We start from the raw sequence: 23,440 nt of genomic DNA on the forward strand, positions 1-23,440 counted from the left end.
TAGTTAGCCTTATTTATATTTTCCATCAGCCTCAAAAATACCTTAACTCATGGCTCGTTCTCGCTCAACAGATAAGATTCCGTTGCCTTCAACAATGAAACAAATCAATCCAATTAGTACTAGAGAGGAGAACCAGAATTCTGAATAGGGTTTAAAAATTCCACCTGATATATTGATAAAAAATACCGCCCCAATAAGAATAGGCAGATTTAATAGGCAAAACAGCCTGGTATGGGTACCTAATGCAATGCAAATACCGCCTAAAATGTGCAATACGACAATCAAGTGGGCTAGCAAACTTATGCTTACTGCTGTTCCCAATACGGCGCCTCTCATTAAATAGCTAAAGGCTTCCATATCGGTATAGAACGAAATTCCTTTCCATACTAAAATGAGACCCAACAAAATTCTAAAATAATCTAACCATTTTGGATGATGCTGATCTCCCCAAGCTTGAATTTTCTGTAGTAGTTTCATAACTTCTATATTTTGGTTAATTCAATTTACAGAAAATAAGGGAATGATGCAACAATTTAACATTATAGCAAGCTGCCAGGAGCTAATTCATAAGGCGCTTTTCCTTGTTCGAAAATTCTGGTTTGTTCAGATCCTTCTACCGTGATTTTATCACCAAGCCTTCTAATCCAATTCCCTTCTCTCAGTCCGACTACTTTTTGTGTATTTTGAGTTAAAAACTCAGCAATTCTGGTTTCCCTGGTTTCGCCATTGTGCTTCGAATCAGGATTTGGATCAAGATAATGGGGGTTGATATTGAAAGGAACCAGACTCATGCAATCGAATGAAGATGGATAAACAATGGGCATGTCGTTGGTAGTTTTCATGTTAATTCCACCGATATTGCTGCCTGCGCTGCAACCTAAATAAGGTTTTCCGTTAACGATGTTTTTTTTTAATACCGGCATTAGCGCCAAATCGTGAAGCATTTTAACCAGCAGAAAGGTATTGCCGCCACCAGTGAAAAAACCTTGAGCATGATTTAGTGCCGCTTTTTTGTCGTCAAATTCATGCAAGCCGACAACTTTTATATTCAGTTCCGCGAAAAAGTCAAAGGCCTTCTGTGTATAATCGTCGTGTGAAATGCCTCCTGGTCGGGCAAACGGAATAAAGATAATCTCGGTCACACCAGCATATAAGCTGATTAGTTCGTCCTTAAGATATTCTAAATAGTTACCTCCATACAGTGTTGAGGTTGATGCTAAAATAAGGTTCATAAAAAATGATATGTGGAGACAAAATCGTTTTAATTCCGCTAATTATCAACATTATTAACCAAAGTGTTTCAATTGTTCATGGGTTCCATCAAGCCGTATTGGACATTTTTATGTCAGTACATTTATTTTTGATTCTACTCAGTGTTTCCAAACGCATGCCGAGATAACTGGCTAGATAACGTTGTGGAACGCGAAGGGAGTTTAATTTAGTTCTTTCAATTTTTGCATATCGTCCTATCGCGGTAGAAATCCGTGCCAGCATAGATCGCTCGGCTGCATCGTGATATTGTTTTTGGAGAATTTTCCTCCCGATTAAATTGGCTTCTGGATAGCTCGAGTAAAGAAAGTCGCTCAGCTGATAGGGGATTCTGATAAGTTGGCAATCTTCAATGGCCTGCAAATATTCGACGGAATAATGAGATTGATCCATCGGATGTTTGATGGCTTCAATCAGTTCATTTTCAAAAGCAAATCTGGTACTGATGTCTTTGCCTTGCTCTTTAATGAACCCTCTTACACTTCCGTTTAGTAAGAAATACATGGCATTGTTAGTATCAATTGGAGAAAGAATATACTTGTTTTTTCTGATCTGAAGGAGCTGACATTCTCGTTCCAATTGGGAGATAAACTCTCGGGATAAGGAATTAAATTCCGTTAAATAATTAAAAAAAGGCTGTAGAAATTCACGGCTTACAGAAGTTGTGATCATTTGGTTCAGGACTAATAGGGATAGACAAATTGCGTAATCAACCATCAATAAACGATGGTTGATTACTTGTTCAAATGTATCTCCTCTGCAAGAAAGAAACCAGGTTTATGACCGTATTGATATCTAACGATTCAATCGTTAGGCTAAAAGATCACCTTCCATGTCTTTTTCCGAGGCTTTTTTCTGAAAGTAGGCTTTTGGCATCAGTCCTTTTTCCTTTTTGAACGCATTGTAAAATGTGGCTTGGTTTTTAAATCCTGATTCTTGAGCGATGGCTTCAATCGTCATTTTTTCCGATTGCAGCGGATAGTGCAGCAGGAAATGAGAAACGCGATACCCATTGATCCAATCGCGGAAGTTTTTGCCAATGTGTTTGTTCAGTACAAAGGAACAGTGGTGAACGGGGATGTTAATTTTATTGGCCACATCGATTATTTGTAGCTGGGAATTTAAATAGAGCTGTTCATTTTCTAATGCATCTTTCATCAGAACCGAATACAATGAAATTTGCTGCAGCGGTATATTATTTTTTCTATTTGAATGCAGCGTAATCTGCTTACCATCTACGGTGTCGTCATTCTGGAGAATAATAGCTTGATCGAGTATTGAATCAGTTTCGGATTCCGTTTTCCGCTGTTCACCATTTATGGCTATAAGCAAATACCCATAAAAAATCCGCGGGCGATGAAGCGCATAAATAAGGATGAGTAATAGTACCGAGCAATTTAAAGCGATGAAGAAATGGTTGTATAGCGGAATTTGCATCGATCTAAATAGGAGGGGAAGTAACCCGGCCGTCTGAAAAAAAGTAGCAGCGCTTAATAAAAACAAGAGCCAATCTTTTTCTTCTTTTTCAAGGTCGGGACTATGACTTTTCGTAGTCAATACAGCTCGCCAGCACAAACACATATAGACTATAATCAGTATTGGCCTAAGTAAATTGTGAAAATATGCTGGAAATAAACCGCTCCTTAATTGTAGGGAGAGGTAGCCGTTTTCGCCTAATTGATCGCCGATTGCTTTCCAGTTAAAGTTTGCCCCACCCTGCCATGGAATAACATGTATAATTGCCACAAGGGCGGGAATGAAGTGAAGCCAGTCCCACTTTGTTAACTGACGCTTGCGACGTAAGAAACCGCTGATATACAGGTAAAAACATGCAGGAGCAGCGAAATATAATGGAGTGAAGCCCTGAAAAAATAATCTCAGAGCATTCGTTTGTCCCGAATTCATTAGTATGGCAGTAAAAATCTGGCCGAAACGGGCGAAAAATACCAGCGACAGTAAGATGTTCTGCCTTCTAATACCGCGTTTTGCAAAGAACAAATTGAGCGAAAATAAAAGTAGGAAAAAGCAAGTAATGCTAACTAGGATGGTTAAGAGCTGCATATTTCCACCCAAGGTAGCGCTTTGTTTTTAATTTAGAATGAAGGCAATATGATTATTATGTTTATTAAGATTGAGGTGATGGTGGTGGGTAATTTATTTAGGATATTTTGGGCATAAAAAAAGCCACAAGAAGTGGCTAATCAAAAGCTAATTTTTCCAACTAAGTGATTATTCGATCTTTAATTTTTACCGCTGGATTACCTTGATAAATACCGTAAGAAGCTAAATTAGAAGTTGCTACGCTACCCATAGTTAGAACTGCATGGGATGATAATTTTACGCCCGGACAAACTTTAGCAGTTGCGCCAATCCACACACCACTTTCCAATAGGATGGGTGAGGTAATAAGATCAAAAGCTGGTTTTTTGTAATTATGGTTCCCGGTAATCAATACAGCTTGTTGCGATATGCAGCAGTTTTGTCCTATTTTTACCAATTCCAGATTTTCTATATAACAGTCTGCTAACCAACTGTAATTACCAACCTCTAGTTTCCATGGGTATTTAATATGAATGCCTGGTTTGATGCGTACTTCTTTACCAATCTTTGCACCAAACAACCTCAACAACATCACAAGTATTCCGCTTACAGGTATTAATTTACTTTTGAAAAAAAAAACATCAGTGTAATACCATAGAAGCTGCTTCAGCTTGGAAGCACCAATCTTAAAATCACCAGTATTAAAGTTTTTATGTAGTTGTGTTTCTGACAAAACCTTTTGTGGATTTAAAATTTTTTAGCTCTTAGTTTCAACAATTGCCTCCTCATTCTTCTCGATTCCTTTCACCTTTGTGTTTTTCCTGATCCAGATGTAAAGCATAATGAAAATGACGATATATACCAGAACATTAAAAATCTCATGGTGATATTCGAAATAGTTTCTCTGACTTTGGAAAAAGCCGAAAAGTAAGCCCAGGCCTGCTATTCTACCAATATTCAAGAGATAGATCGATATAATTCCTATGATGAGCATTTTAAAGGTCGATTTCCAGGATGCTGGAAAAGCCAATACGAAAGCAGCAAGGAAGCTCATTACCCCTAAACCTAAACAAGAATAATTGATTCGCAGATAGGGGCCATTCACCACCATTACATCCATTTCATTGTGAATGGCGTAAAAACCAAATAACTTAATAATCCAAACAGCTGGTTTAATCAAGGCTGTTTTCAAGCCTTGGATGTAATCAAAATGCTCAGCAATGTAGGGGTTGTAATAGCGACCAGTTGGCGTCATCACACTGTTCATAAAAATATTCCCCTGACTAAAAAGGATGTAAAGTACGAATAGTGCAACAACAAATTTAATTGCTTTTTTGTCTGCTTGTTTCTTGGCTAATCTAATCTGTATTTCGTCCATAAAGAAAAGTAAATTTAAATATAATGTTTAAGGTTGACGTTAAGAATGAGGTTTAGAGTTTAATTAAATAGATATTATTCAGTAGCATTAATCTTCTCCTTAATTTTCCGATCGACAAGCTTTCTAAACCATAATCCTTGTAGATAATGAAAGTGACGAGCTGTTTTATTATCCAAAAAGCCAAGCTGAAAAACCATTCGATAGGTGTAGTACAAATATGGTCGTAAACCTAAAGGTAATCTCCACCATAAGCGTTTTAGCCAGGCCTTTTTTTCATCAGGATTTCCGAAAAGATTTGGTTTAATCGATTGAATCCTCAAGTTTTGCATTCTTTCTATCTCTTCCTGGGCAATTAAATCGCTGTAGCGCTCGTGTTTTTTAAACCAAAAATCAATGTCGTTTTCTTTTAAGTTTTCTTCTATTAGATGTCCTGCTTTCCAAATCACTGTTTCGCCTGGAGCAATGAAGCGGTGATCCATATTTTCGTTAAGATCAGAATAACCAATCCCAGTCCTAAACATTTTCAGCAGGTAAATAGGGTAATAGCCTCCATAGCGAATCCAATCGCCTTGGAAATAGTTTTTGCGATTGAAATAAATGCCATTAATATTTTTGAACTGTTCATTATCGAATTCGGAGAGCATTTTGTAAAGTTCTGGCGTTACGATCTGATCAGCATCTAACCCAATAGTCCAAGGCGTTTCAATATCAAAATTTTTTAGTGCGAAATCCCATTGTTGAGGGTGATTAATAAACTCATTAACTTTAACCCCGGCCTTATATTGATTAGCTATTGAAAGGGTATTATCCGTACTGCCGCTATCCAAAATAAAGATAGGTGCATTCAACCCCTTAATTGATTCTAATAATCTGGGTAAATGAATTTCTTCGTTGAAGGTGAGGATGATGATGCTGAAGTTTTTACTCAACATTTTTGTTTAGAATGCCTTGATACAACTCTAAGTACTTTTCTACTAATGTTTCATCGTTGAAGTCTTTCGCGATGATCATAGGTGCGGAATTTCTAATCCTGTCCCTTTTTTGGTAATCATTTAATGATTCCACCAGATTATTTTTAATGCTTCCAGAAGTGAGGCTACACACCCAACCAAGTTCACGGGTTTTTACATAATCAGCAAGTCCGACATTTTCACTCACGAGCACAGGTGTACCGACGCTTAAGCTTTCGACAACCACATTGGCGAAATTCTCATTATAAGATGTAAGCACAAGCAAGTCATGATCAGCCATTAATTCAAACTTATGCTCATTATCAACGTGGCCAATCCATTGGGTTTGATCACTCAGCTTTAAGCTTTCAACTTTTAACTTTAAACTTTCAACATAATTTTTGTCCCCACTACCTGCAATAGTTAGCATCCAAGGAATCTCTATAGAACTTAAAGCATCAAACAATAGCTCTAATCCTTTTTTTTCTTCAATGCGTGATAAGAAGATTAACTTGAGGAAATCACCGTCTTCACTCTTGGCTTTTCGCTCTATGCCCTTTGCCAGATTTACCAGATTTGGAATCACCGAAATACTTTTTGGTTGAACGATTTTTAAAATGTTGGCCTGTTCCTGGTTGCTGGTGGCATGAATGTGGCAGTATTGCAGCAGTCGTTTTCCAAATGAGTTATGAATGATTTTTTTTGCAATGGAATTTCTGTTCGCTTGCGTGTAGGCAGTTAACATCCCTCTAGGAGATAAAATAACCGGAATCTGATACCATTTTGCAACCAAACAACTTAAAACCGAGACTAAATTCCACCAGGCATGGATATGAATAACTAGATTGTCATCCGGAGCGCAACGTAGAATTTCCCTTCGCAAGCGTTTCAATAGCGTTGGAGAAAAATGAATATGATCTTTAGTCAAACGTTTAAAATAGGTTACAGGAACTCCATCAACAATTTGTTGTTTTCCAGTTCCAACATTCAGTTCCCTGTTACCATTGGCAGTGGTGGTGAAAACTTGGAAACCATCTTTGCACTTTGCTCCTTGTTCCTTGTTCTTGCAAAGTTCCTCACATAGCTTTCCAACACTCTGAATCGGTCCACCATAAATATATGCGGGTTTATAAGAAGCGGTAATGTGTATTATTTTTAATGCCATGCCAATCAACAGAAATTAATCCACTTGGTATAAAATTCCTCTTGCCTTAAAAATCATCTGGAATATAAACATCGTCACCAAACTCCAAAAGATTGCATTAAATAAAAACTCCAAACTATTCCCTCTCCATAAAATTTGAAATAAGCCAGCAAACATTACTGCTGTGCCGAGGAAATATCCTCCAAACATTTTTTCAGCGAGATTAGATATCCATTGAGCACTATATCCATACAGAAACAAACCTATCCAAATACCGATGATCCCATAAGAAAGATAACAATCTACAATGAAGGCCGGCTTTGCCGATACGATCGACATCCGGTCAACCACTCCAGCGGTGTAAACTCTATTCATAACCATTTGCTCCACATCAGGTTTGCCTGACCAAAGAAAACGTGGTATGATTGTTAGAATACCATTTTGTACCAAAGTCGTTTTATAATAGGGCACAAAGTAGGGGATTGATTGAGTATACTTTATAAACATATCAATCTCTGAGAAGCGGCCAACTAAAAATAACCAGTTGTCGTCACTCAAATCTTCCATCAGGTTATCACCGCTAACAATTCGGTCTAAGCTCTTATCTCTGGCGGTGATCACATCAGCTCCTTCAGAAACCATTTTTCTGAAATTTCCAATAAATGTAGGTAGAACAAAAAATAGGATCAGAAGGACAGAAAATAAAACCGGTAACACTTTTTTCCCATAAACAGGTAGAAGGAATATGCCCAAAAGCAAAACACAAATGATAATAGGTTCTTTAAAACCTGAACTTAAGGCGGCAAGAAGGTTCAATACAAACAATCCTCCGGCTGCCCATAAATTTACTCGCTTGTTTTCCCTTATGGCGAAAGCAAGTGCAATAGATCCAGCCACAAAGCTTAATCCACTTAGTTGAACGCTAAATTGACTTAGTGCGCCAATTTTAGAAAATAAATAACCTAATGGTAGGCATAAAAATGAAATCCCTAACAATAGATTACTCATAGAAGGTGCGTATATCTTATATTTTTTTTCTATAGGATAGTTCATGTTGGCAATTATGCCATGAGCCAAAGCGGCATGGCCTAGCACATAATATCGCTGACATTTTGCAATAGATTCGTAAATGTTGCCAGAGATGAGATGAGGATTGCCTACGTATGTTAAATACTCATAGCCCAGTGCATTTGCGTAATAAAATATGGAGGTACAGGCCATGTAGCCCGCAAATACAATCTGAAGGAAGAATATGGGTCTTAATAACTGTTCAAATAAGGGCAAGTCATCGGGTAATTTTTTGATCCAACCTTTATAGGAAACCAAGAAAATAAAAAATGATCCCAACCAAGCCATAAGATAAGAGGTGTGAGGTAATGACTGACATATCCAGGCCAGAATGAAAGGCAAATACAAAAGCAAATAAAAGATATGTTTAGTGGGTTTCATCAAGCAAATTTAAAATTTGTTTAGCCTGTTTCTCAAATGACCAATCTTGTATGAGTTTTCTACTTACTTTGCCCATCTCCATCAATTTTATTGGATCATTTACCATATAAAACAGCTTTTTTTTGAGATCATTTTCATTATTAGCCTGAAAGATTTCTCCATTGATACCTACTTGAACTAAGTCGGCAGCGCAACCTACTTTATCTGATATTAGTAGAGCTTTGCCACAAGCCATGGCTTCATTAACAGCTAAACCCCAAGTCTCACCTGGGCCTTGCGAAGGTAGAACAAAAAGGCCACAAGCCTGATAGACAACAGGCATTTGTGTCTGATTTTGAAAGTCTAGAAAATGAATGTTTTGATATTTGAGATTTGACACCTGAGATTTGAGACGCTTTTCGAGATGACCATTCCCTACAAATAGCAAATGCGCATCTTTCATGCTCAATTCAATAAAAGCCCTTAGCAAAAACTCAGGATTTTTCTTGGTCTCTAGCTTACCAGCAAATAAAATTAAAATCTCATTGGCAGCAATGTTAAATTTTTGTCGTAATTCTGATGCTTCTTGATTTCTATCCATAGCAAAGCGATCATTGTCTACAGCATGTGGCGCAAATACCAATTGCTCTTCCTTTAATCCGAATGCTTTGAAATAAGCTTTATTGGCCGAACCTACGTAAAAAGCCCTATCAACATGTCGATATACCCATTTGAGATAACTTTTTTTTAACCAACTTTTAACTCCTGTTTTTTCATCTAATAATGTAGAATCGCCCCTAAACCATATAGGAGTTTTGCCTTTAAAATGGCGCATCACTTTAAAATGACTATAGTAAATATAGCCATAAATTAAAATGGCATTTGGAGAGAATTTTTCAATTTTGTTAATAATATTTGGATTGATAATCCCTTTACCATGATGAGAACCTGGGTTTTTTGAAATGTTTTCTAGTATTTCATAATCATAATTCTCCAATAAGGGCAAATCCCACGCGATGGTTTTGCCAAACCCAGGGTCTTGCTTGGCCATTACTCCATCTTTTCCCCAAGTGTAAAATACTTTTAGCTGGCATTGTTTTGCTAATAGCTGTAGCACAGGCACATAGTATTGTATAGGGTGGGTAATGATGATGGCTAGTTTATTCAAAAAGATCGAGATTGAGAGCTAGGTTAAGCTTTAATTTATTGGTAAGGCCAAAATTTCTGAACTTTTAATTTCATCATCAACATGCAGTGACTTCAAGATGCCATAACCATCAATACAAAAAAACTGATAACGAAAATTTGCTAGAAAGTGAATGATTGCTTTAGGATCTTCATTTAGCTTAGCCTGATAGTTTTCATCGTATTCAAAAATAATAATGGGTTTGGAATTTTTAATTATTTTTATCAAACCTTTCAAAACCTCAAGTTCGAAGCCTTCAACATCAATTTTTATGAAATCAACATTATCAATCTTATATTCTGACAAGTAATCATCCCCTTTAACACATTCTATTTTAGTGTTTTTATCGCCTTCTTCGAATAAGTTAAATGCCCCAGGATTAATCGCATTTTCATCAATATGAAGATTTAAAAATGAATTCTCGCTACCAAGTGCTTTATTAACCGGCATAACCTGTGGCACATTATTTAGTGCTAAATTTTTTTGTAAAGCTTTAAAATTTACTGCGATAGGCTCAAACGCAATTACTTTACCGGTTTTTCCTGTCAATTCTGCAAAGTATAAAGTATGAAAGCCAATATTAGCACCCACATCCAAAACAACCATACCAGGTGTTATTAATTTAGTAAAATGCATTTTTAAATAGGGCTCATAATCACCGGTAAAATAAATGCAGGCATCAATGAAGTTTTTGATATCAACGTTGATGCGAAAATTGCCAATGATAGGTTTTGTATTGGTTTTTTTTCTCAGAAAAAAATTCTTTCTGAATAGCCATAAAAATAATCTAAACTGGCCTTTAAATAATTTCCTTCTTAAAATTAACCTCGCAATTAAATTCTTCAATTCACAATTTCATTAAATAATTCACATTGAGATTTAGTCATATTTCTAGCATCATAAACTTTAAATGCTTCCCAATCTGTATTTCTCACTTTCCCTTTGGTAATAAAGCTTAAAAGTTCGTTGTGAATTTGATCCATTGTGTTTTCTTCTTCAACGAGCGATACCGATTTACCAGAATTGCAAGTTTTAATAATTGTATTAACACTGCTGTTTGGATGTAAAATCGCTAAAAGTGGTTTGTCTGCTAAAATGTAGGGATAAAGTTTCGAGGCGGTATAATTGCAATCATCAGAACCTAAAATAACTAATGCATCAGCCTGAGTAAGACAATTGATACCCTCGTAGTAAGGTATGCGATCGGTTTGTTCATTCACAAATTCATCTAGCCCCATTTCATCCGCTATCGGTTTTATACTTGCGGATCCTTGACCTTTCGGAGCATAACTAGTGCCTATAAAATGAAACCGTAACCTTTCGAAATGTTTTGGATCAGAACTTAAACCTCTTCCAAATGCAGCAAATAGTAGACTAGCTGCCTTATGCATATCATGGCCTCCTCTACCAACATATACGATATCAATTAAACTGTATTGCTTTTGAAATGGCAAGTTGAATAGTTTTGTATTTGCATTGACAAAATCAAAATCTGGTTGAAAAGCACCAAAAGTAATAACCTTATTTGGTATATATTTCAAATGAGGATAGCTTGCTAGTAAAGTATCAATATATCCTTGTGAAACACTAATCAATCCGCTTACATTTCTCATCGCAATTGGTTCTAAATACTTATTAAGTTTGTATGAAAACCAATATTTTGGTGGCCTTTCTGATTTTGGTTTACCTTGGTAATACTCAGAATGCCATGGATCTTGCATGTCAATAACATAACTTATGTTAAACTTTTTTTTCCAATGATGACCCAGAATTAGCAAAGGGAATTGTGTGGTAGAGAAATAGATTAAATCAAAATGTTGCTTTTTTAATAATTGATCAACATACTTTTTATAATGCCAAAGCGATCTCATCGCAATACTGCCTAAACCAACTTTGCTGGTCAATGTTTTTGGTAAAGCTTTTACTTGATGGATTAATAAATTATCTGGCAGGTTTCGAGTTAAAAAATCGTCTTTATCGAACTCACTAAACTTTGGGTCAATAGTTACAACTTCTACCTCCCAGCCGTTTTCTGCAAAATACGGTAAGCTCATACGTACTCGATGCATATCTGCAGCATTAACAGGGGGGAAGTAAGGGGAAATGATGAGGAGTTTTTTCAATCCTTTAAAGTCATTTCAATAAGTTCGATGAATTTTTTACTTTCAATTTCCCAATTCATTTTTTCTTTGGCTAAAGTAGAAGAGGCTAATCTTGTTTGATATAATAAATCTCTGTCATTATCATATTGAGTGATTATCGAAGCCAACGCATTTATATCACCATTGGGATACGATTTGCCAATGTTCGGGTTTGCTATTATAAATTCTTTTTGAGCAGTTGTTTCTGAAGCGATTACTGCTAATCCAGAGGTAAGGTATGTATATATCTTATTAGATAATGCAATATTATTATTTAAACAAAAACCGGGCTCTAATGCTAAACCAATATCATAATTGTTAGCTAAATTGAAAATTGTATCTGGAGAAATTGGTTTTTTAAAAATTAATTGATCTTTTGATAGACCATGCTTTAATGCTAAATTATAAAAATATGATAGATGTACTGTATCAATATTCCCTAAGAGTGTTAAATTGATATGGCTTCGTTTTAAAGAGCCAATAGCCAGAATGGCATCTTCAATACCTCGACCCTTCCCAATAGTTTGTGAAAACCAAAACAATTTTAATTCATTGGTTTGTTTATTTTGATTAACATTTTGTAAAAAATCATTTGAGAAAACATTGTTTATCACAATTGGTTTTAAACTTCGATAAAGCTTTTGATATTCTGCTGCAATCAACGGACTAGCGGCAGTAAAGTAATCTACTTCACTAACATATTTGTCTTCAATAAATTTAGCAAGTTGAAATGGCTTCGAATTACTATCATCGTTTATTTCTTGCCTGTGGAAATCTTCAGCATCGAAACCACATTTGGCATTGTTTTTTTTTGCGGCTTTTACTGCTGAGGGTAAAGCACCTAAATTGTGTGCTATATATAAATCTACTTTAACTTTAGAGGCATTCTTCAATAAAAGATTAGAACAACGACCAATAGCATTCTCTCCAATATTAAATTTATAGTTGAATTTATTTGCTAAAAAGATGAAAAATTTAAAATTTAATCTAGTTAGCCAATAAATAGTTCTTTGTGTATTAGGGGAGCCTCCTATTCTTATTGCTTTCCATTTTTTATTTTTTAGGAGTTCTAAATCTAGTTCAGTTCCCCATTCGTTCCAATATTGGTACATGACAGCAACATAATATCCTTCATCCGCTAAGGCATCCGCTTCTTTTACTAAACGTGGATTTAAACTTGGCTGACCAGAAGAAATTAATAATAGTTTTTGCAAGAAATTATATAATATTTAAGTTTATTTTAATGCAAGATATTGTTTTGCAATTAATTTTGATGAAAACCTACTCTCAGCATCTTTCCTAACTTGGCTTCTATCTATTTTATTAATTTTAGATAAGGAGTAAATCATTTGATCTACTGTGTCACAACAATAACCATTTAAACCATCAATTACAACTTCTGGTACCGAACCTCGATTAAAGGCAATTACTGGAGTACCACAAGCCATAGCTTCTGCCATTACCATTCCAAAAGGCTCGTCCCATTCAATTGGAAAGAGTAGTGCTTTTGCTTGCCCTAAATACTTGTTTTTTTCATCATCATTTAAAGCACCTAAATAAATAATTTGTTTGTCATCAAATTGTGGTCTAAGTACTTCATCAAAATATGATAGATTGTCTTTGGTAGTTGGGATGTTTCCTCCAATTAAAAGTCTATTTCCTGTTTCTTTAGCTACTTGTATTGCCGTGTGCAAGCCTTTGATTTTATCTAATCTACCTAAAAATATTAATGGAGCCTTATCTGAAACTGTAATATTTACTTGATATTTAGAAAAATCTATTGCATTATAAACGGTTTTCCAATTACCAGCAATATTACCGGTTGATACACAGTAATTGCTACAAGCCGTATAAATTAGATTTTTATTTGGAAGCGCCATAATAATTTTGATACCTTTTTGATTTACAGCTCTACCATAAGTCATAATTTTAGTTGCATCAGAATTTAATATAGGTAATAAATAAGCTAAACGACCAAAGTTATGAATGAGATCAATTTTTTTTCTATTTTTAAAAAGAAAAAACCAAGTAAACAATAGTTCTTTAAATTTTTGCCATTTGTTTCTTTCTAGATCATTTTTCCCGAAAGAGAATACATTGCCTGATATTTTAGAATCAGGACCGGCCAGCAAAATAACTTCGTGGCCCAATTTGGTGTATTCTTCTGCAAACATATAAACCAAACGTTCATGTCCACCGTATAATGGAGGAGGTACCGGAATACCAGGATCCATAATCAGGAGTATTTTCAAATTACGTAACTTTTTGCTTATATAGTTCTAGATATTTTTTTGTCATAGTGGTTGAAGTGTATAAATCTTCGAAGTGTTTACGGCAATTGTTTCTGTTAATATCTTTTAGTCTAGGCAAAAATTCTACAAGTTCTTCAATGCTTTTTCCCATAAATCCATTAAATCCATTTACGATGAAAGTTGGGGCAAAATACCTATCAAAACTAATTACAGGACACCCACATGCATTTGCTTCCAAAAGTGTAAGATTGAATGCATCGGGAGTATTACTTAGCATAAGGAGAGCAGCAGCATTTTTTAAAAGTTCATTCTTTTGCTGGTCATCTACTGGTCCGATAAAACTTATTTTGTCATCGCATTCAGCCGCCACAGCTTGATTAAACCATTCAATCTCGTGCGGATAATCACCAACAATACCGGCAATAACAAGTTTTCTATTTCCTAACCTGGCTATCTCAATCGCATCGGTAACTCCTTTGGTTGGACCCATTCTGCAAATGATAACCAAGGGTAAATCATCAGTTATTTCTGAAGAGGAGAAAGTGTATTTTGCAAGTGGAAGACTATTGTTAACGTAGTTCCAGTTTCCTCCTATAGATTCATATTTGTCCTGTATCCATTTAGCACAAGGGGTGTAGGTCAAATTTGCAGGTTTTGCATCTATAAAATCCCGAAAGCTTTTTCCATCTAGTTCTGCTGTATGGAAAGTATGAAGTTTTCTAACGTGACTGTACATGATTGGTAGGAAATAAACTAATCGACCATGATTGTGTACAACATCATATTTATTCGTCAGCAGATGAAACCATATCTTTAAAATTGTTGTCTTCTTACTCAAATATGTGCCAATCGGTATAAACTTGATTCTCGAATCTGCTTGGGAGTCGTTATGTCCCATTAAGGTAATCTCATGTTTATTATTTAACAACTCTTCTATCAAATATTCAACAACTCTTTCTGTGCCACCAGAAGTTTGTACAGGAAAGGGGAGTGAGGGATTAACTATTTGCAATATCTTCATTAATGGAATTAATTATATTTAGATATTTTTGGGCAGAAATTTCAAGCGTTAAATTTTCTAAGATAAATTTTCGTGGCTTAAAGTTTCTATTCCCTAAATTTTTATAAAATAGTAGTAATGTGTAAGTGAAATCGTTAAAGTCTTTAAACTTCATTCCACAACGTTCATCCCAATATGGTACTGAGCTTACTGGTTGATATTTGACTTGATGGGGATAATAATAAGGATCTTGCCAAAATCCACCTCTGTCCCAAGCTAAAATCGGTGTGTTGGTTGCTAATATCTGTTGATAAGCAATACCTTGTGTTTCATGTTCGCAAAGGAAAATCACGGCTTTTGCCAAACTCAGTTCATTTATTAAATCACGATGATTGTATTCTCCATAATGGATAATACTGTAAGTTAAGCCATGTCTCTCCAATTTCTTAATTATTGGATTAATAATTTCTTTCTCGTAAAACTGACGTTCCCATCTAATTTTATCATAAATTAAAAAGTCTATGGTAAGCTCATTTTTTTTAATACTTGGAGACCATTTTTCAGTATTTATTCCAACTGGCCAAGATTCTACTTTATTACTGTAAAAAGGCTCACACATTTTGCGCATCCATTCACCAGGCACGAGCATTTTTTTTACATTAGGATATCTTAAAAAAAAATCAATGCAATCTACTGGGTGTGAGAATACTCCTGCTCCAAAAAGAATTGGATTTTTTAACCTTTTTTCAAATATAATATGTGGTTTTCCTATAACACAAACTAATTCACTTTCATTTGACTTTGCATACTTATAATCATTAAATCGATAAGGTATTTTTAACAGATCTAATCCTTTCATTAATTCCAGAGCAATCATCATTACTCCACCAGGCTTTGCTTTTCCTCTGATTATTCTTCTAATAATTTTTCTGGGATATTTGTCAAATTTGAACCATCGATCTAATTCTGGTTCTTCATAAAAAAGATTTAAAACTTTATCCATTTCGCAATAGCAATATTCTTCTTAATCGTAATAACTTTTCAGTTTTAATAAAACCTATTTTTCTGTAAAGAAAGCCTAAAATTCCTTTCTCTGGATTAGTAAAATTTGGGTTTAACTCAAATATCCAATTTACAACCTCTTTGGCTTCTTTTAAATCATATATTGCTATCCAATGTGCTAAAGGCCATAATACTGTGCAACTAGAATCTTTATAACATTGCTTAAGTTTGTTCGAATCATTTAACATTTTTAAGATTTTTTTGTAAATGCCTAAATGTTGCCAATTTACAACTTGCGCCTTTATTCCATAATAATTAGATTGCATTTGATTCTCATGCTTTACCCAATAACCTGCGCAACCAGGAACAAACGAAATCTTTGGGTCTAACAATCCATATTCCAATAAAAAGAGTCTATCTTCTCTAAATGCGAAGTCAGGCCTTCGAGGTGTTTTTTTAACTAATTCAGTTTTAAATAACATAGCCAGAAAATGGCTACCATAGCCGTTGCCAAGTTGTATGCTCATAAAATCTTTCCACTCTTTACTTGTGCTGTTATTTATTGTACTGTTGTCTTTATTAATATATATAGATACATCAGAATATACTAAATCAGCATTTTGCAGTTCTGCAGCTTCAAATTGTTTATCAATATATTCACTATTTAAAAAATCGTCACTATCTAAAAACCTAATGTATTTGCCTTCGGCAATATTAGTTCCTGCGTTGATGGCATAGGTTTGACCTTGGTTTTGTTGATACAAAATTTTTAGATCATTTTGTTGGTTAAGCCAATCCCAAGTCCCATCAGTACTTCCATCATCAACAATGATAATTTCAGTTATACACCTAGTATTTCGACAACTATTTATAGCTTTTGGTAAACACCATAACCTATTATATGTTGGAATCACAATAGATACATCAATATTACTTTTCAACTCTTTAATATTGGAATTCAATTTCTTTCAGATTTTTTTATTGCTCTAAGCCCAAATAGTTTTCTGTAAATAGGGCGGAATGTATTTTTCAGAAAAATTCTAAATTGATTAGAGTATTTCATTTTTAAGTTGATACTCAATATACTTAATGGACTAAGCTTTTTAGCTAGTGCTAGATTTAATTTATAACTTTCTAATTTATAAGGATAGTCTGACGTACAATCGCCTAAAAAATGGACTATTGAAGGAGAAACTCTCTCAAAGGGATACCACTTTTGATGTTTAGGGTTAGGGTATGGAGGGTTGTGTAGATTTGCTTTTCCATTGATAACATCCAATTTATATGGTCCTTGACAAGCTTGTAAATCACTCATAATACTTCCATCATCAACAATGGGTTTTTGGTCATTTAACTGCATTGATAAAGCCATTATTACTTCGTCATTGGGTTGGTTTCGTAATCTAATAAAGCCAATTTCATCATATCGTTTTTCAATCTTCCTAGCATCTTTATAGAGTTTTGTTGCTAAATCTCCTTTTTCTAAATAATAAATACCCCCGTTAAATTTTGGTAATTTGTCAATTTTGTTATTTGCACATATCTTTTTAATGTCTCCAAACCATTCGCCATCGAAAATATAACCACCTACTACTGATACAGAATGGCCTTTAAATTTTTCGAAGAGTGATTCTAAGGAGCCAAATATCAAGCAATCGCTATCAATAAATAAAGTCTGCCCATCTTTTGCAAATTTATCTAAATATAATTTAGTTGAAAAACCAATGCCATATTGGTTAACTTGAATTTGTATAATTTCTATTTTATTTATTATATCAGCCGGCAAATGCTGAGGTTGATCTGTAACAAGCTGGAAGCTTATTGAGGTATGAGGATGCCACCATAAAAAAGAACGAATAAGATTAACTGCCATGTCAATATAAATAGTTTTACCTGTAGCAATCGTTAAAATATTTTTTTTCATTCTTATCTTATAGTTTCAACAGCTAACGTAAATGGAATGGAAATACCTTTGTGTGACTCTATGTTGTTTAGTTCTTTAAACTTAGAAATTGTTGGTTTAACTTGTACAACCTTTGTGAATCCAACTTCAATTAAAAGGCTCATCAAGGTAATGCTGTCAAAAATAAATTTGTGCTCATAATTATAGAATAAATCATTTACAAAGAATGATATATTTTCCTAATGCATTGACGGCACATAATTTTTAGCATCATGAAAACCAGTTCTTATCCAGTTATCAGTTATATCCTTTGTATAAGGTTTTTTATATCCCTTGTCCTTAAAATAGCTTGATAAATAAGCTTTTAGATCAGGTGTGCATATTCTTAGAACCCCACCTTTTTTTAATACCCTAAATACTTCATGCAACATAAAACGAGCGTCTTTGTAGTGAATGTGTTCTATTTGATGCTCACTAAATACAAAATCAAAACTATCTGAAGGAATGGCAAAAGCTTTAGTTACATCTAAAAAGTATATCTGATTTCTAGGAAAATAATCCGTATTAAGCCAATCTAATAAATAATTTTGTCCAGTTCCTAATTGCAATTTGGATTTTTTTGCCTCATTTAAATATAATTTTATATACTTTCTTGTTGCTCGATTTAAAAAGTAATGCTTAATTTTTAAACCTGTTGTATAGATAAATGGGATGTTTTTGAGATACATTTCTAGTTAATTTTCAGCTATATAATTTAGATAAATAATTAGAACTTAAACTGCAAATTTGCATTTAATGTTAAATTTTGATATACTCAATTACTTACTAATAATTTTGTTAAAACAGTAAGTTACTCACTAATTTTTGATAGGTATGTCGAAAAATAGAGGCTATCTTCCAGCCAAATAAAGCACTTATTAATTTGGTTTTTCCAGCCGAGTAAAATTTTATATTAGACCCACCTAACTTATTGATTTTAATTTGAGTTTCGTAGCGAAGTGTTTTATACTCCGGATACATCGTATGTATATAAGCTTGATACATATTAGCAGAATAGAGTTTTACTCGTTTTGTATTTTCTTTATTCAAAAGAAGATCAGTGGATAGATCAATGGCCTTAATTGCGGAACGAAACGATTTTTTTGAACGCAAGCCTGATAAGGAATTCTCAGTTTGGCGGTAATATAAAATGGCTTCGGGAATAAATTTTATTTCTTTTGCTTTAAGACATAGCCTAGTGAAATATTCATAATCATTAATTAAACTTAATGATTCGTTCCATAAACCTCCATCATCAATAATTTTTTTAGGGATAATCCAACGCCCCCCTTGCCTCATATTACTTATTGGACTTAAAAGAAAATCAATTGGCTGCATTGTCTTCCAGAATTCATATTTGTATGGAACCGAATTACTTTTATTGAATGGACTATGAAAATCACTGCATCCGGAAAAATACATTAGTGTATTGTCAATGGTTTCGCTAAAGCATTTACTTATAAAATCATGATCTAAAATATCATCAGCATCTAAAAATTTTATAAAGTCTCCTTTTGATTTCAATATTCCAAAATTACTTGCAGAACATTGGCCTCTATTTTCATTGCGCCTGTATACTCGAATTACTTGTGATTCATAAGACATAGCTATTTCTAAAGAATTATCTGAGGAACAATCATCAATTATTATGATTTCTTTATTATTCCATGTTTGACTAATAGCGGATTCAATGCATTCCCTCAAGTATTTCTCAGCATTGTACACCGGGATAATTATTGAAACAAGCGGATTATCCATGATTTCTGATTTGTGGTTTGAAAAGTCTAATGAGCTTCTCCCTTAACCAAACTGCAAAAAAAGGATTAATTTTGGTTAAACTATTAAATAATTTACTGCCCGTTGTCGAACTAGGGTAATCTAGGTGTTTACTTATTGCCAATGCTTGTTTTATATAACCCCATTCTTCAAACATCGATAATGATGATATACATAACCAAAGTTGGTTTGATATTTCTTCAGCATATTGATTACCATGGCTTACGCTGATTTTTTTTAATACATGGTATCTAGCGATAGCACATTTTTGCGCATTATCTTGTGACATTGAATTTTTTACGTAATAATTAATTATGCTAAGTTCTGGCTCACTACAAAAAGATAATCCATTTATTGCAAGAGAAATATGCATAGCACAATCTTCATTGTATAACACTTTTGAATCGGTATCATAACCACCAGCATCCAGAAAGGCTCTCTTGTTGTATAAGCCACAGAATGGATTTATTTGTTCCATAATTGAATACTTAACTGCATCCTTTTCTAATAAAAAATTATCGAATTTTCTTATCCCTAACAGTTTATTAGTGTCATTATCTCTATATTCGTAGTCAAATAAGATAACATCGGGGCATTCCTGTTTATTTATCCATCTATGGGATAGGTTAGTGAAATTTGGCAAAAGTTCATCATCTGCATCATGGAAATGCAACCATTCAGATTTTGAAATCTTGGCTAGCTCATTTTTTCCAAACGAACATCCTTTATTTACAGTGCCGGATAAAACTATTGCTCCAAAACTTAATGCTATCTCAGAAGTATTATCGGTACTGCAATCATTGTAAACTAAAATCTCATCAAAAGGTATTGCTTGATTTAATGCAGACTTTAATAAACGAGGCAAGCACCACGCGGCATTATAAGCTGGAATACAAAGGGCAATTGTATTCATGAAATGTATTTGTACTTAATTCTTCTTATTAAATAACGTATAAGCTTCTTTAACGGCAGTTTGTTTAAAATAATATCAATAGAAAGGATTTCATCAGATGGCTCATAGATGGTATTTGTGTAAATATTCGATTTTTGTAGTGAAAAACAATCTATCACTTCATTATAGTGAAATAAATTTAATGCAATCAATTCTTCTGTGCAGAGTTCAGATTTTAATGTTTGATAGGCATTCTCAATAATTAAATTAGATGTTTTTTTATCAAGTGATAAAACTAGTTTAATACACTCTGCCAAATCCTTAGCATCATTTTTTGCGAATTTATATCCATTAACACCATGTACTATTAATTCAGAAATTCCTGCACCATCTGAGCATATTAAAATTGTACCAAAATTCATATATTCTAAGCCTGTAAAATTATAAACATCCCAAATTGAAGGTATTATAGCATAACTAGCTTTTTTTTGAATCTCAAAAATGCTACTATTTTCAATAGAACCCACCTCAATAATTTTTTTCCCCCAAATATTTGGATAATTTTTTCTCAAATTAGCTGATTTGGAAATTTTATCTTCAAATTTTGTGTCGCGGCCGCACCATTTTATTACTATATCATCTTCTAATTGTAACAATGCGTCGCACAAAATATCTGGACCTTTCCATTCTTGAACGCGTCCACAAACTATACCATAATTTTCTTTATTAACGTTTGAAGACTTGTTTTCGGCAGCTATAAAAACTGGTTTCAAAAAATATATTTTCTTATTAGGTAGTATTTGTTGCCAATAATTTAAATTAGTTTGGCTGTGAGTAATAAGTCTATCCGAAAAATTTAATAATGTTAACTCAGTATATCTATTTAAATCCCCCTCTAAACCTTGTTTTAGCTTAGGTTCATGCAAATCTATTTGCCCAGCACTACCATGTAGTCTTGTTATAACAGGTTTATTACGGTTTATTAACCACGGTATAAAACCTAACCCAAAATCGGTACATTCAATAATATCAAATCCTGCACCTTCATTTGATTGTTCCCACATCGCCCATGCTGAAGCTATATTACTTCTGTACTCTGGGAATAATTCATACTTTTGAAATTTTTGGAAATACAAATCATATATGTGAGGTTTTAAATATTCTACAGTTATTCCATTGTAGATATAATTTTCATTGATTTGTACATAACCGCTTCCCACAATTACTTTAATATTATGTATAGAATTTTTTAAAGCATTTAGATAATGTAAGTAATATGTAGAAATCCCAGCACCTGAATGTGGATAAAATTCTGGGAGGATAAAAAGAATATTCAATTTATAAACTAAGATTATTTTTATTCAAGTTCTTTTTAATCCAGATACTTCCAAAATTTCTACCGTACTTATCATTTGAGTCAGTAAGTTCTTTTTCCATAACTTTAAATTTCTCTGGCAAGTAATGCTTCAATGGTCCAAAAAAACAATAAGTTACATAATTTAAAAGCTGAAGCTCTTTATTAAATTTTTCAAGTGCTTTTATAGATATTCCTTTTTTATTAGAATATGGTAATCCTTCAACATGAATATCTGTTACACTCCACATTTCTCCAGGCTCTAATTTAGTATGGACAATATTTTGTTTTATTAATTCATTATTAACTTCTTCCATATAATGAATTGGATTGAAAAATGCCTTAATTCTTCTGAACAAACCTTTCCATATTTTTTTTACCGTATATGGTTCTTTAACAAAAACAGTATCACTAAGTAATTCACAGCGATTTTGGTATTTATTAGAGTTTACAGATTCAGACAAAGGATCTTGAAGTGTGATTAGTATACCATTTTCATTCAACTTTTCATTCAATTCATTAAAAAAAACTTCTAAGTTCGGAATGTGATGTAGAACGGAACTCACAATAATTAAATCGAATTTTTCATCTAATTCACTTAAATGACCACAAAATGCCTTAACATTTTTACCCCATTTTTTTGATCGTTTTATTGCTTGTTTAATCATGCCTGGTGACGTATCTAATAGCGTTACTTTACTTATGTAATTGCCTAGATTTGCTTCCAAGAGGATTGCAGTCGCTAAACCAGTACCACATCCAACATCTAATGCTGTTAGATTATTTCCAATAATTACATTATCTAGACTTTTTAGTAGAAGTGCTAATTGTTCAGGAAGATTTTTCCACATCCCTTGTTGAAGAGAATCATAATATTTAGATTCAATATTATGAAATACTAGGTTGATTTTAGAATGGAACTCTTCTATTGACAGCAAGTTTGATTTTTCTTTGAATAGAGGAAAAAGTGCTTTATATGGATTATGGGACATTTTTATTTACCGTTAATAAAGTTTAGTGCTTTAGCCAAATATCGAGTTAACCTTCGATTCTTATAGTCAATATATTTACCAATGTTATCGCTATATCCAAAGGAATGTTTTACTATAGATTTTCGAGGTGCATAAACATTCAATTCTATATGAAGGTCTGCCATAACAGAATCAACCCATCGAAGATCGTTTTTTAATTTGTAGATAATTCGTTCTAAGGATTTTGAGTTATAAACAATAGCCACTAGCCCTAATGTATTTTTTAATTTTAATATGTCATTACCAATATCTTCAGGAGCTAGGTAATGATTCTCTGCATATAAATACAGCATATCCCAATTAGTTGGTACCATTCTTAAAAAATCTGAAAATGCCAGTTTAAAATTTTTGGGTATAATAGCATCATCCTCGAAGATTATAAATTTATTAAATTTATTTCTTTGTGCATGTTCAAGAGTATAAATATGGCTCTCTCTTATCGCTAATTCACCTGCCGTTCCTGGCCAATTTAATAAATCAACATCTATTCCTTCAATGGCTTTTATTCTTAATATTTTCTCAATCCCTAAATACTTTGTTTTAGATTCAAATTTTGCACGCCGATCTGATCGATAATCTAGATTGATATAATATGCAGCATCAAATTCATAATTTAAATTGGTTTGCAATTTTTTATTTTTAAATTTCATTCAAC

At 33.6% G+C, this 23,440-nt stretch carries 24 protein-coding genes; all 24 read right to left on the reverse strand.

The annotated features are described in order from the left end of the window. Positions 1-42: 42 nt before the first annotated feature. The 24 genes from ACZZZK_RS18530 to ACZZZK_RS18645 all read right to left on the reverse strand — a co-directional run bounded on the left by ACZZZK_RS18530 (position 43) and on the right by ACZZZK_RS18645 (position 23,435). Complete coding sequence (locus ACZZZK_RS18530; RefSeq protein WP_463485419.1) at positions 43-477, reverse strand: DoxX family protein; 435 nt, start codon at positions 475-477, stop codon at positions 43-45. 62 nt (positions 478-539) lie between these two features. Beyond that, positions 540-1,232: a dipeptidase PepE gene (gene pepE, locus ACZZZK_RS18535; protein ID WP_463485420.1), complete on the reverse strand. Its 693-nt coding sequence runs from the start codon at positions 1,230-1,232 to the stop codon at positions 540-542. A gap of 88 nt (positions 1,233-1,320) precedes the next feature. Then, positions 1,321-1,941, reverse strand: a complete 621-nt coding sequence (locus ACZZZK_RS18540) for a Crp/Fnr family transcriptional regulator (protein ID WP_463485421.1) — start codon at positions 1,939-1,941, stop codon at positions 1,321-1,323. A 138-nt stretch (positions 1,942-2,079) separates the two neighbouring features. Next, the gene (locus ACZZZK_RS18545) at positions 2,080-3,267 is read right to left on the reverse strand and encodes a helix-turn-helix domain-containing protein (RefSeq protein WP_463485422.1); all 1,188 of its coding nucleotides are present in this window, start codon (positions 3,265-3,267) and stop codon (positions 2,080-2,082) included. Between the two features lie 223 nt (positions 3,268-3,490). Then, on the reverse strand, positions 3,491-4,042 hold the full coding sequence (locus ACZZZK_RS18550; RefSeq protein WP_463485423.1) for a WcaF family extracellular polysaccharide biosynthesis acetyltransferase: 552 nt from the start codon (positions 4,040-4,042) through the stop codon (positions 3,491-3,493). A gap of 24 nt (positions 4,043-4,066) precedes the next feature. After that, positions 4,067-4,687 carry an exosortase Y gene (gene xrtY / locus ACZZZK_RS18555; RefSeq protein WP_463485424.1) on the reverse strand — a complete coding sequence of 207 codons (621 nt, stop codon included), beginning with the start codon at positions 4,685-4,687 and terminating at the stop codon, positions 4,067-4,069. Between the two features lie 74 nt (positions 4,688-4,761). After that, positions 4,762-5,619 (reverse strand): glycosyltransferase family 2 protein, encoded by an 858-nt coding sequence (locus ACZZZK_RS18560; RefSeq protein ID WP_463485425.1) that lies wholly within the window; start codon positions 5,617-5,619, stop codon positions 4,762-4,764. Continuing rightward, complete coding sequence (locus tag ACZZZK_RS18565; RefSeq protein ID WP_463485426.1) at positions 5,609-6,802, reverse strand: XrtY-associated glycosyltransferase XYAG1; 1,194 nt, start codon at positions 6,800-6,802, stop codon at positions 5,609-5,611. Before ACZZZK_RS18565 ends, ACZZZK_RS18560 begins: the two co-directional genes overlap by 11 nt. A 15-nt stretch (positions 6,803-6,817) precedes the next feature. Then, the gene (locus ACZZZK_RS18570) at positions 6,818-8,230 is read right to left on the reverse strand and encodes an exosortase Y-associated Wzy-like protein (RefSeq protein WP_463485427.1); all 1,413 of its coding nucleotides are present in this window, start codon (positions 8,228-8,230) and stop codon (positions 6,818-6,820) included. Then, a complete protein-coding gene (locus ACZZZK_RS18575; RefSeq protein ID WP_463485428.1) occupies positions 8,217-9,377 on the reverse strand; it encodes a glycosyltransferase family 4 protein in 1,161 nt (386 codons plus the stop codon). Before ACZZZK_RS18575 ends, ACZZZK_RS18570 begins: the two co-directional genes overlap by 14 nt. Before the next feature lie 30 nt (positions 9,378-9,407). Then, positions 9,408-10,031: an FkbM family methyltransferase gene (locus tag ACZZZK_RS18580; protein WP_463485429.1), complete on the reverse strand. Its 624-nt coding sequence runs from the start codon at positions 10,029-10,031 to the stop codon at positions 9,408-9,410. Between the two features lie 206 nt (positions 10,032-10,237). Then, positions 10,238-11,518 carry a glycosyltransferase family protein gene (locus tag ACZZZK_RS18585; RefSeq protein WP_463485430.1) on the reverse strand — a complete coding sequence of 427 codons (1,281 nt, stop codon included), beginning with the start codon at positions 11,516-11,518 and terminating at the stop codon, positions 10,238-10,240. Then, on the reverse strand, positions 11,515-12,750 hold the full coding sequence (locus ACZZZK_RS18590; RefSeq protein WP_463485431.1) for a glycosyltransferase family protein: 1,236 nt from the start codon (positions 12,748-12,750) through the stop codon (positions 11,515-11,517). The genes ACZZZK_RS18585 and ACZZZK_RS18590 overlap by 4 nt, the downstream gene beginning before the upstream one ends. Before the next feature lie 21 nt (positions 12,751-12,771). Beyond that, positions 12,772-13,770, reverse strand: a complete 999-nt coding sequence (locus ACZZZK_RS18595; RefSeq protein WP_463485432.1) for a glycosyltransferase — start codon at positions 13,768-13,770, stop codon at positions 12,772-12,774. A gap of 19 nt (positions 13,771-13,789) precedes the next feature. Then, the gene (locus tag ACZZZK_RS18600; protein WP_463485433.1) at positions 13,790-14,809 is read right to left on the reverse strand and encodes a glycosyltransferase; all 1,020 of its coding nucleotides are present in this window, start codon (positions 14,807-14,809) and stop codon (positions 13,790-13,792) included. Beyond that, the gene (locus ACZZZK_RS18605) at positions 14,787-15,791 is read right to left on the reverse strand and encodes a glycosyltransferase (protein ID WP_463485434.1); all 1,005 of its coding nucleotides are present in this window, start codon (positions 15,789-15,791) and stop codon (positions 14,787-14,789) included. Before ACZZZK_RS18605 ends, ACZZZK_RS18600 begins: the two co-directional genes overlap by 23 nt. Further along, positions 15,784-16,731, reverse strand: a complete 948-nt coding sequence (locus tag ACZZZK_RS18610) for a glycosyltransferase family 2 protein (RefSeq protein ID WP_463485435.1) — start codon at positions 16,729-16,731, stop codon at positions 15,784-15,786. Before ACZZZK_RS18610 ends, ACZZZK_RS18605 begins: the two co-directional genes overlap by 8 nt. Positions 16,732-16,748: 17 nt before the next feature. Then, positions 16,749-17,714: a hypothetical protein gene (locus tag ACZZZK_RS18615; protein WP_463485436.1), complete on the reverse strand. Its 966-nt coding sequence runs from the start codon at positions 17,712-17,714 to the stop codon at positions 16,749-16,751. Positions 17,715-17,932: 218 nt separating this feature from the next. Further along, entirely contained in the window at positions 17,933-18,421 is a 489-nt protein-coding gene (locus tag ACZZZK_RS18620) for a class I SAM-dependent methyltransferase (RefSeq protein ID WP_463485437.1), read from the reverse strand. A 109-nt stretch (positions 18,422-18,530) separates the two neighbouring features. Further along, positions 18,531-19,490: a glycosyltransferase family 2 protein gene (locus tag ACZZZK_RS18625; RefSeq protein WP_463485438.1), complete on the reverse strand. Its 960-nt coding sequence runs from the start codon at positions 19,488-19,490 to the stop codon at positions 18,531-18,533. Then, complete coding sequence (locus tag ACZZZK_RS18630; RefSeq protein WP_463485439.1) at positions 19,483-20,421, reverse strand: glycosyltransferase family 2 protein; 939 nt, start codon at positions 20,419-20,421, stop codon at positions 19,483-19,485. The genes ACZZZK_RS18625 and ACZZZK_RS18630 overlap by 8 nt, the downstream gene beginning before the upstream one ends. Further along, entirely contained in the window at positions 20,418-21,737 is a 1,320-nt protein-coding gene (locus ACZZZK_RS18635; RefSeq protein WP_463485440.1) for a glycosyltransferase family 4 protein, read from the reverse strand. Before ACZZZK_RS18635 ends, ACZZZK_RS18630 begins: the two co-directional genes overlap by 4 nt. A gap of 1 nt (position 21,738) precedes the next feature. Then, positions 21,739-22,746, reverse strand: a complete 1,008-nt coding sequence (locus ACZZZK_RS18640; RefSeq protein ID WP_463485441.1) for a class I SAM-dependent methyltransferase — start codon at positions 22,744-22,746, stop codon at positions 21,739-21,741. Between the two features lie 2 nt (positions 22,747-22,748). Then, a complete protein-coding gene (locus ACZZZK_RS18645) occupies positions 22,749-23,435 on the reverse strand; it encodes a glycosyltransferase family 25 protein (protein ID WP_463485442.1) in 687 nt (228 codons plus the stop codon). Positions 23,436-23,440: the final 5 nt, after the last annotated feature.

The organism is Pedobacter sp. AC163 (genome assembly GCF_979258665.1).

Excerpts from the sequence above, each read along its gene's own strand:
- ACZZZK_RS18530 (WP_463485419.1), bottom strand. The coding sequence starts at position 477 with ATGAAACTACTACAGAAAATTCAAGCTTGGGGAGATCAGCATCATCCA.
- pepE (WP_463485420.1), bottom strand. The coding sequence starts at position 1,232 with ATGAACCTTATTTTAGCATCAACCTCAACACTGTATGGAGGTAACTAT.
- ACZZZK_RS18540 (WP_463485421.1), bottom strand. The coding sequence starts at position 1,941 with ATGATCACAACTTCTGTAAGCCGTGAATTTCTACAGCCTTTTTTTAAT.
- xrtY (WP_463485424.1), bottom strand. The coding sequence starts at position 4,687 with ATGGACGAAATACAGATTAGATTAGCCAAGAAACAAGCAGACAAAAAA.
- ACZZZK_RS18560 (WP_463485425.1), bottom strand. The coding sequence starts at position 5,619 with ATGTTGAGTAAAAACTTCAGCATCATCATCCTCACCTTCAACGAAGAA.
- ACZZZK_RS18565 (WP_463485426.1), bottom strand. The coding sequence starts at position 6,802 with ATGGCATTAAAAATAATACACATTACCGCTTCTTATAAACCCGCATAT.
- ACZZZK_RS18570 (WP_463485427.1), bottom strand. The coding sequence starts at position 8,230 with ATGAAACCCACTAAACATATCTTTTATTTGCTTTTGTATTTGCCTTTC.
- ACZZZK_RS18580 (WP_463485429.1), bottom strand. The coding sequence starts at position 10,031 with ATGCATTTTACTAAATTAATAACACCTGGTATGGTTGTTTTGGATGTG.
- ACZZZK_RS18595 (WP_463485432.1), bottom strand. The coding sequence starts at position 13,770 with ATGGATCCTGGTATTCCGGTACCTCCTCCATTATACGGTGGACATGAA.
- ACZZZK_RS18600 (WP_463485433.1), bottom strand. The coding sequence starts at position 14,809 with ATGAAGATATTGCAAATAGTTAATCCCTCACTCCCCTTTCCTGTACAA.
- ACZZZK_RS18605 (WP_463485434.1), bottom strand. The coding sequence starts at position 15,791 with ATGGATAAAGTTTTAAATCTTTTTTATGAAGAACCAGAATTAGATCGA.
- ACZZZK_RS18615 (WP_463485436.1), bottom strand. The coding sequence starts at position 17,714 with ATGAAAAAAAATATTTTAACGATTGCTACAGGTAAAACTATTTATATT.
- ACZZZK_RS18620 (WP_463485437.1), bottom strand. The coding sequence starts at position 18,421 with ATGTATCTCAAAAACATCCCATTTATCTATACAACAGGTTTAAAAATT.
- ACZZZK_RS18625 (WP_463485438.1), bottom strand. The coding sequence starts at position 19,490 with ATGGATAATCCGCTTGTTTCAATAATTATCCCGGTGTACAATGCTGAG.
- ACZZZK_RS18630 (WP_463485439.1), bottom strand. The coding sequence starts at position 20,421 with ATGAATACAATTGCCCTTTGTATTCCAGCTTATAATGCCGCGTGGTGC.
- ACZZZK_RS18640 (WP_463485441.1), bottom strand. The coding sequence starts at position 22,746 with ATGTCCCATAATCCATATAAAGCACTTTTTCCTCTATTCAAAGAAAAA.
- ACZZZK_RS18645 (WP_463485442.1), bottom strand. The coding sequence starts at position 23,435 with ATGAAATTTAAAAATAAAAAATTGCAAACCAATTTAAATTATGAATTT.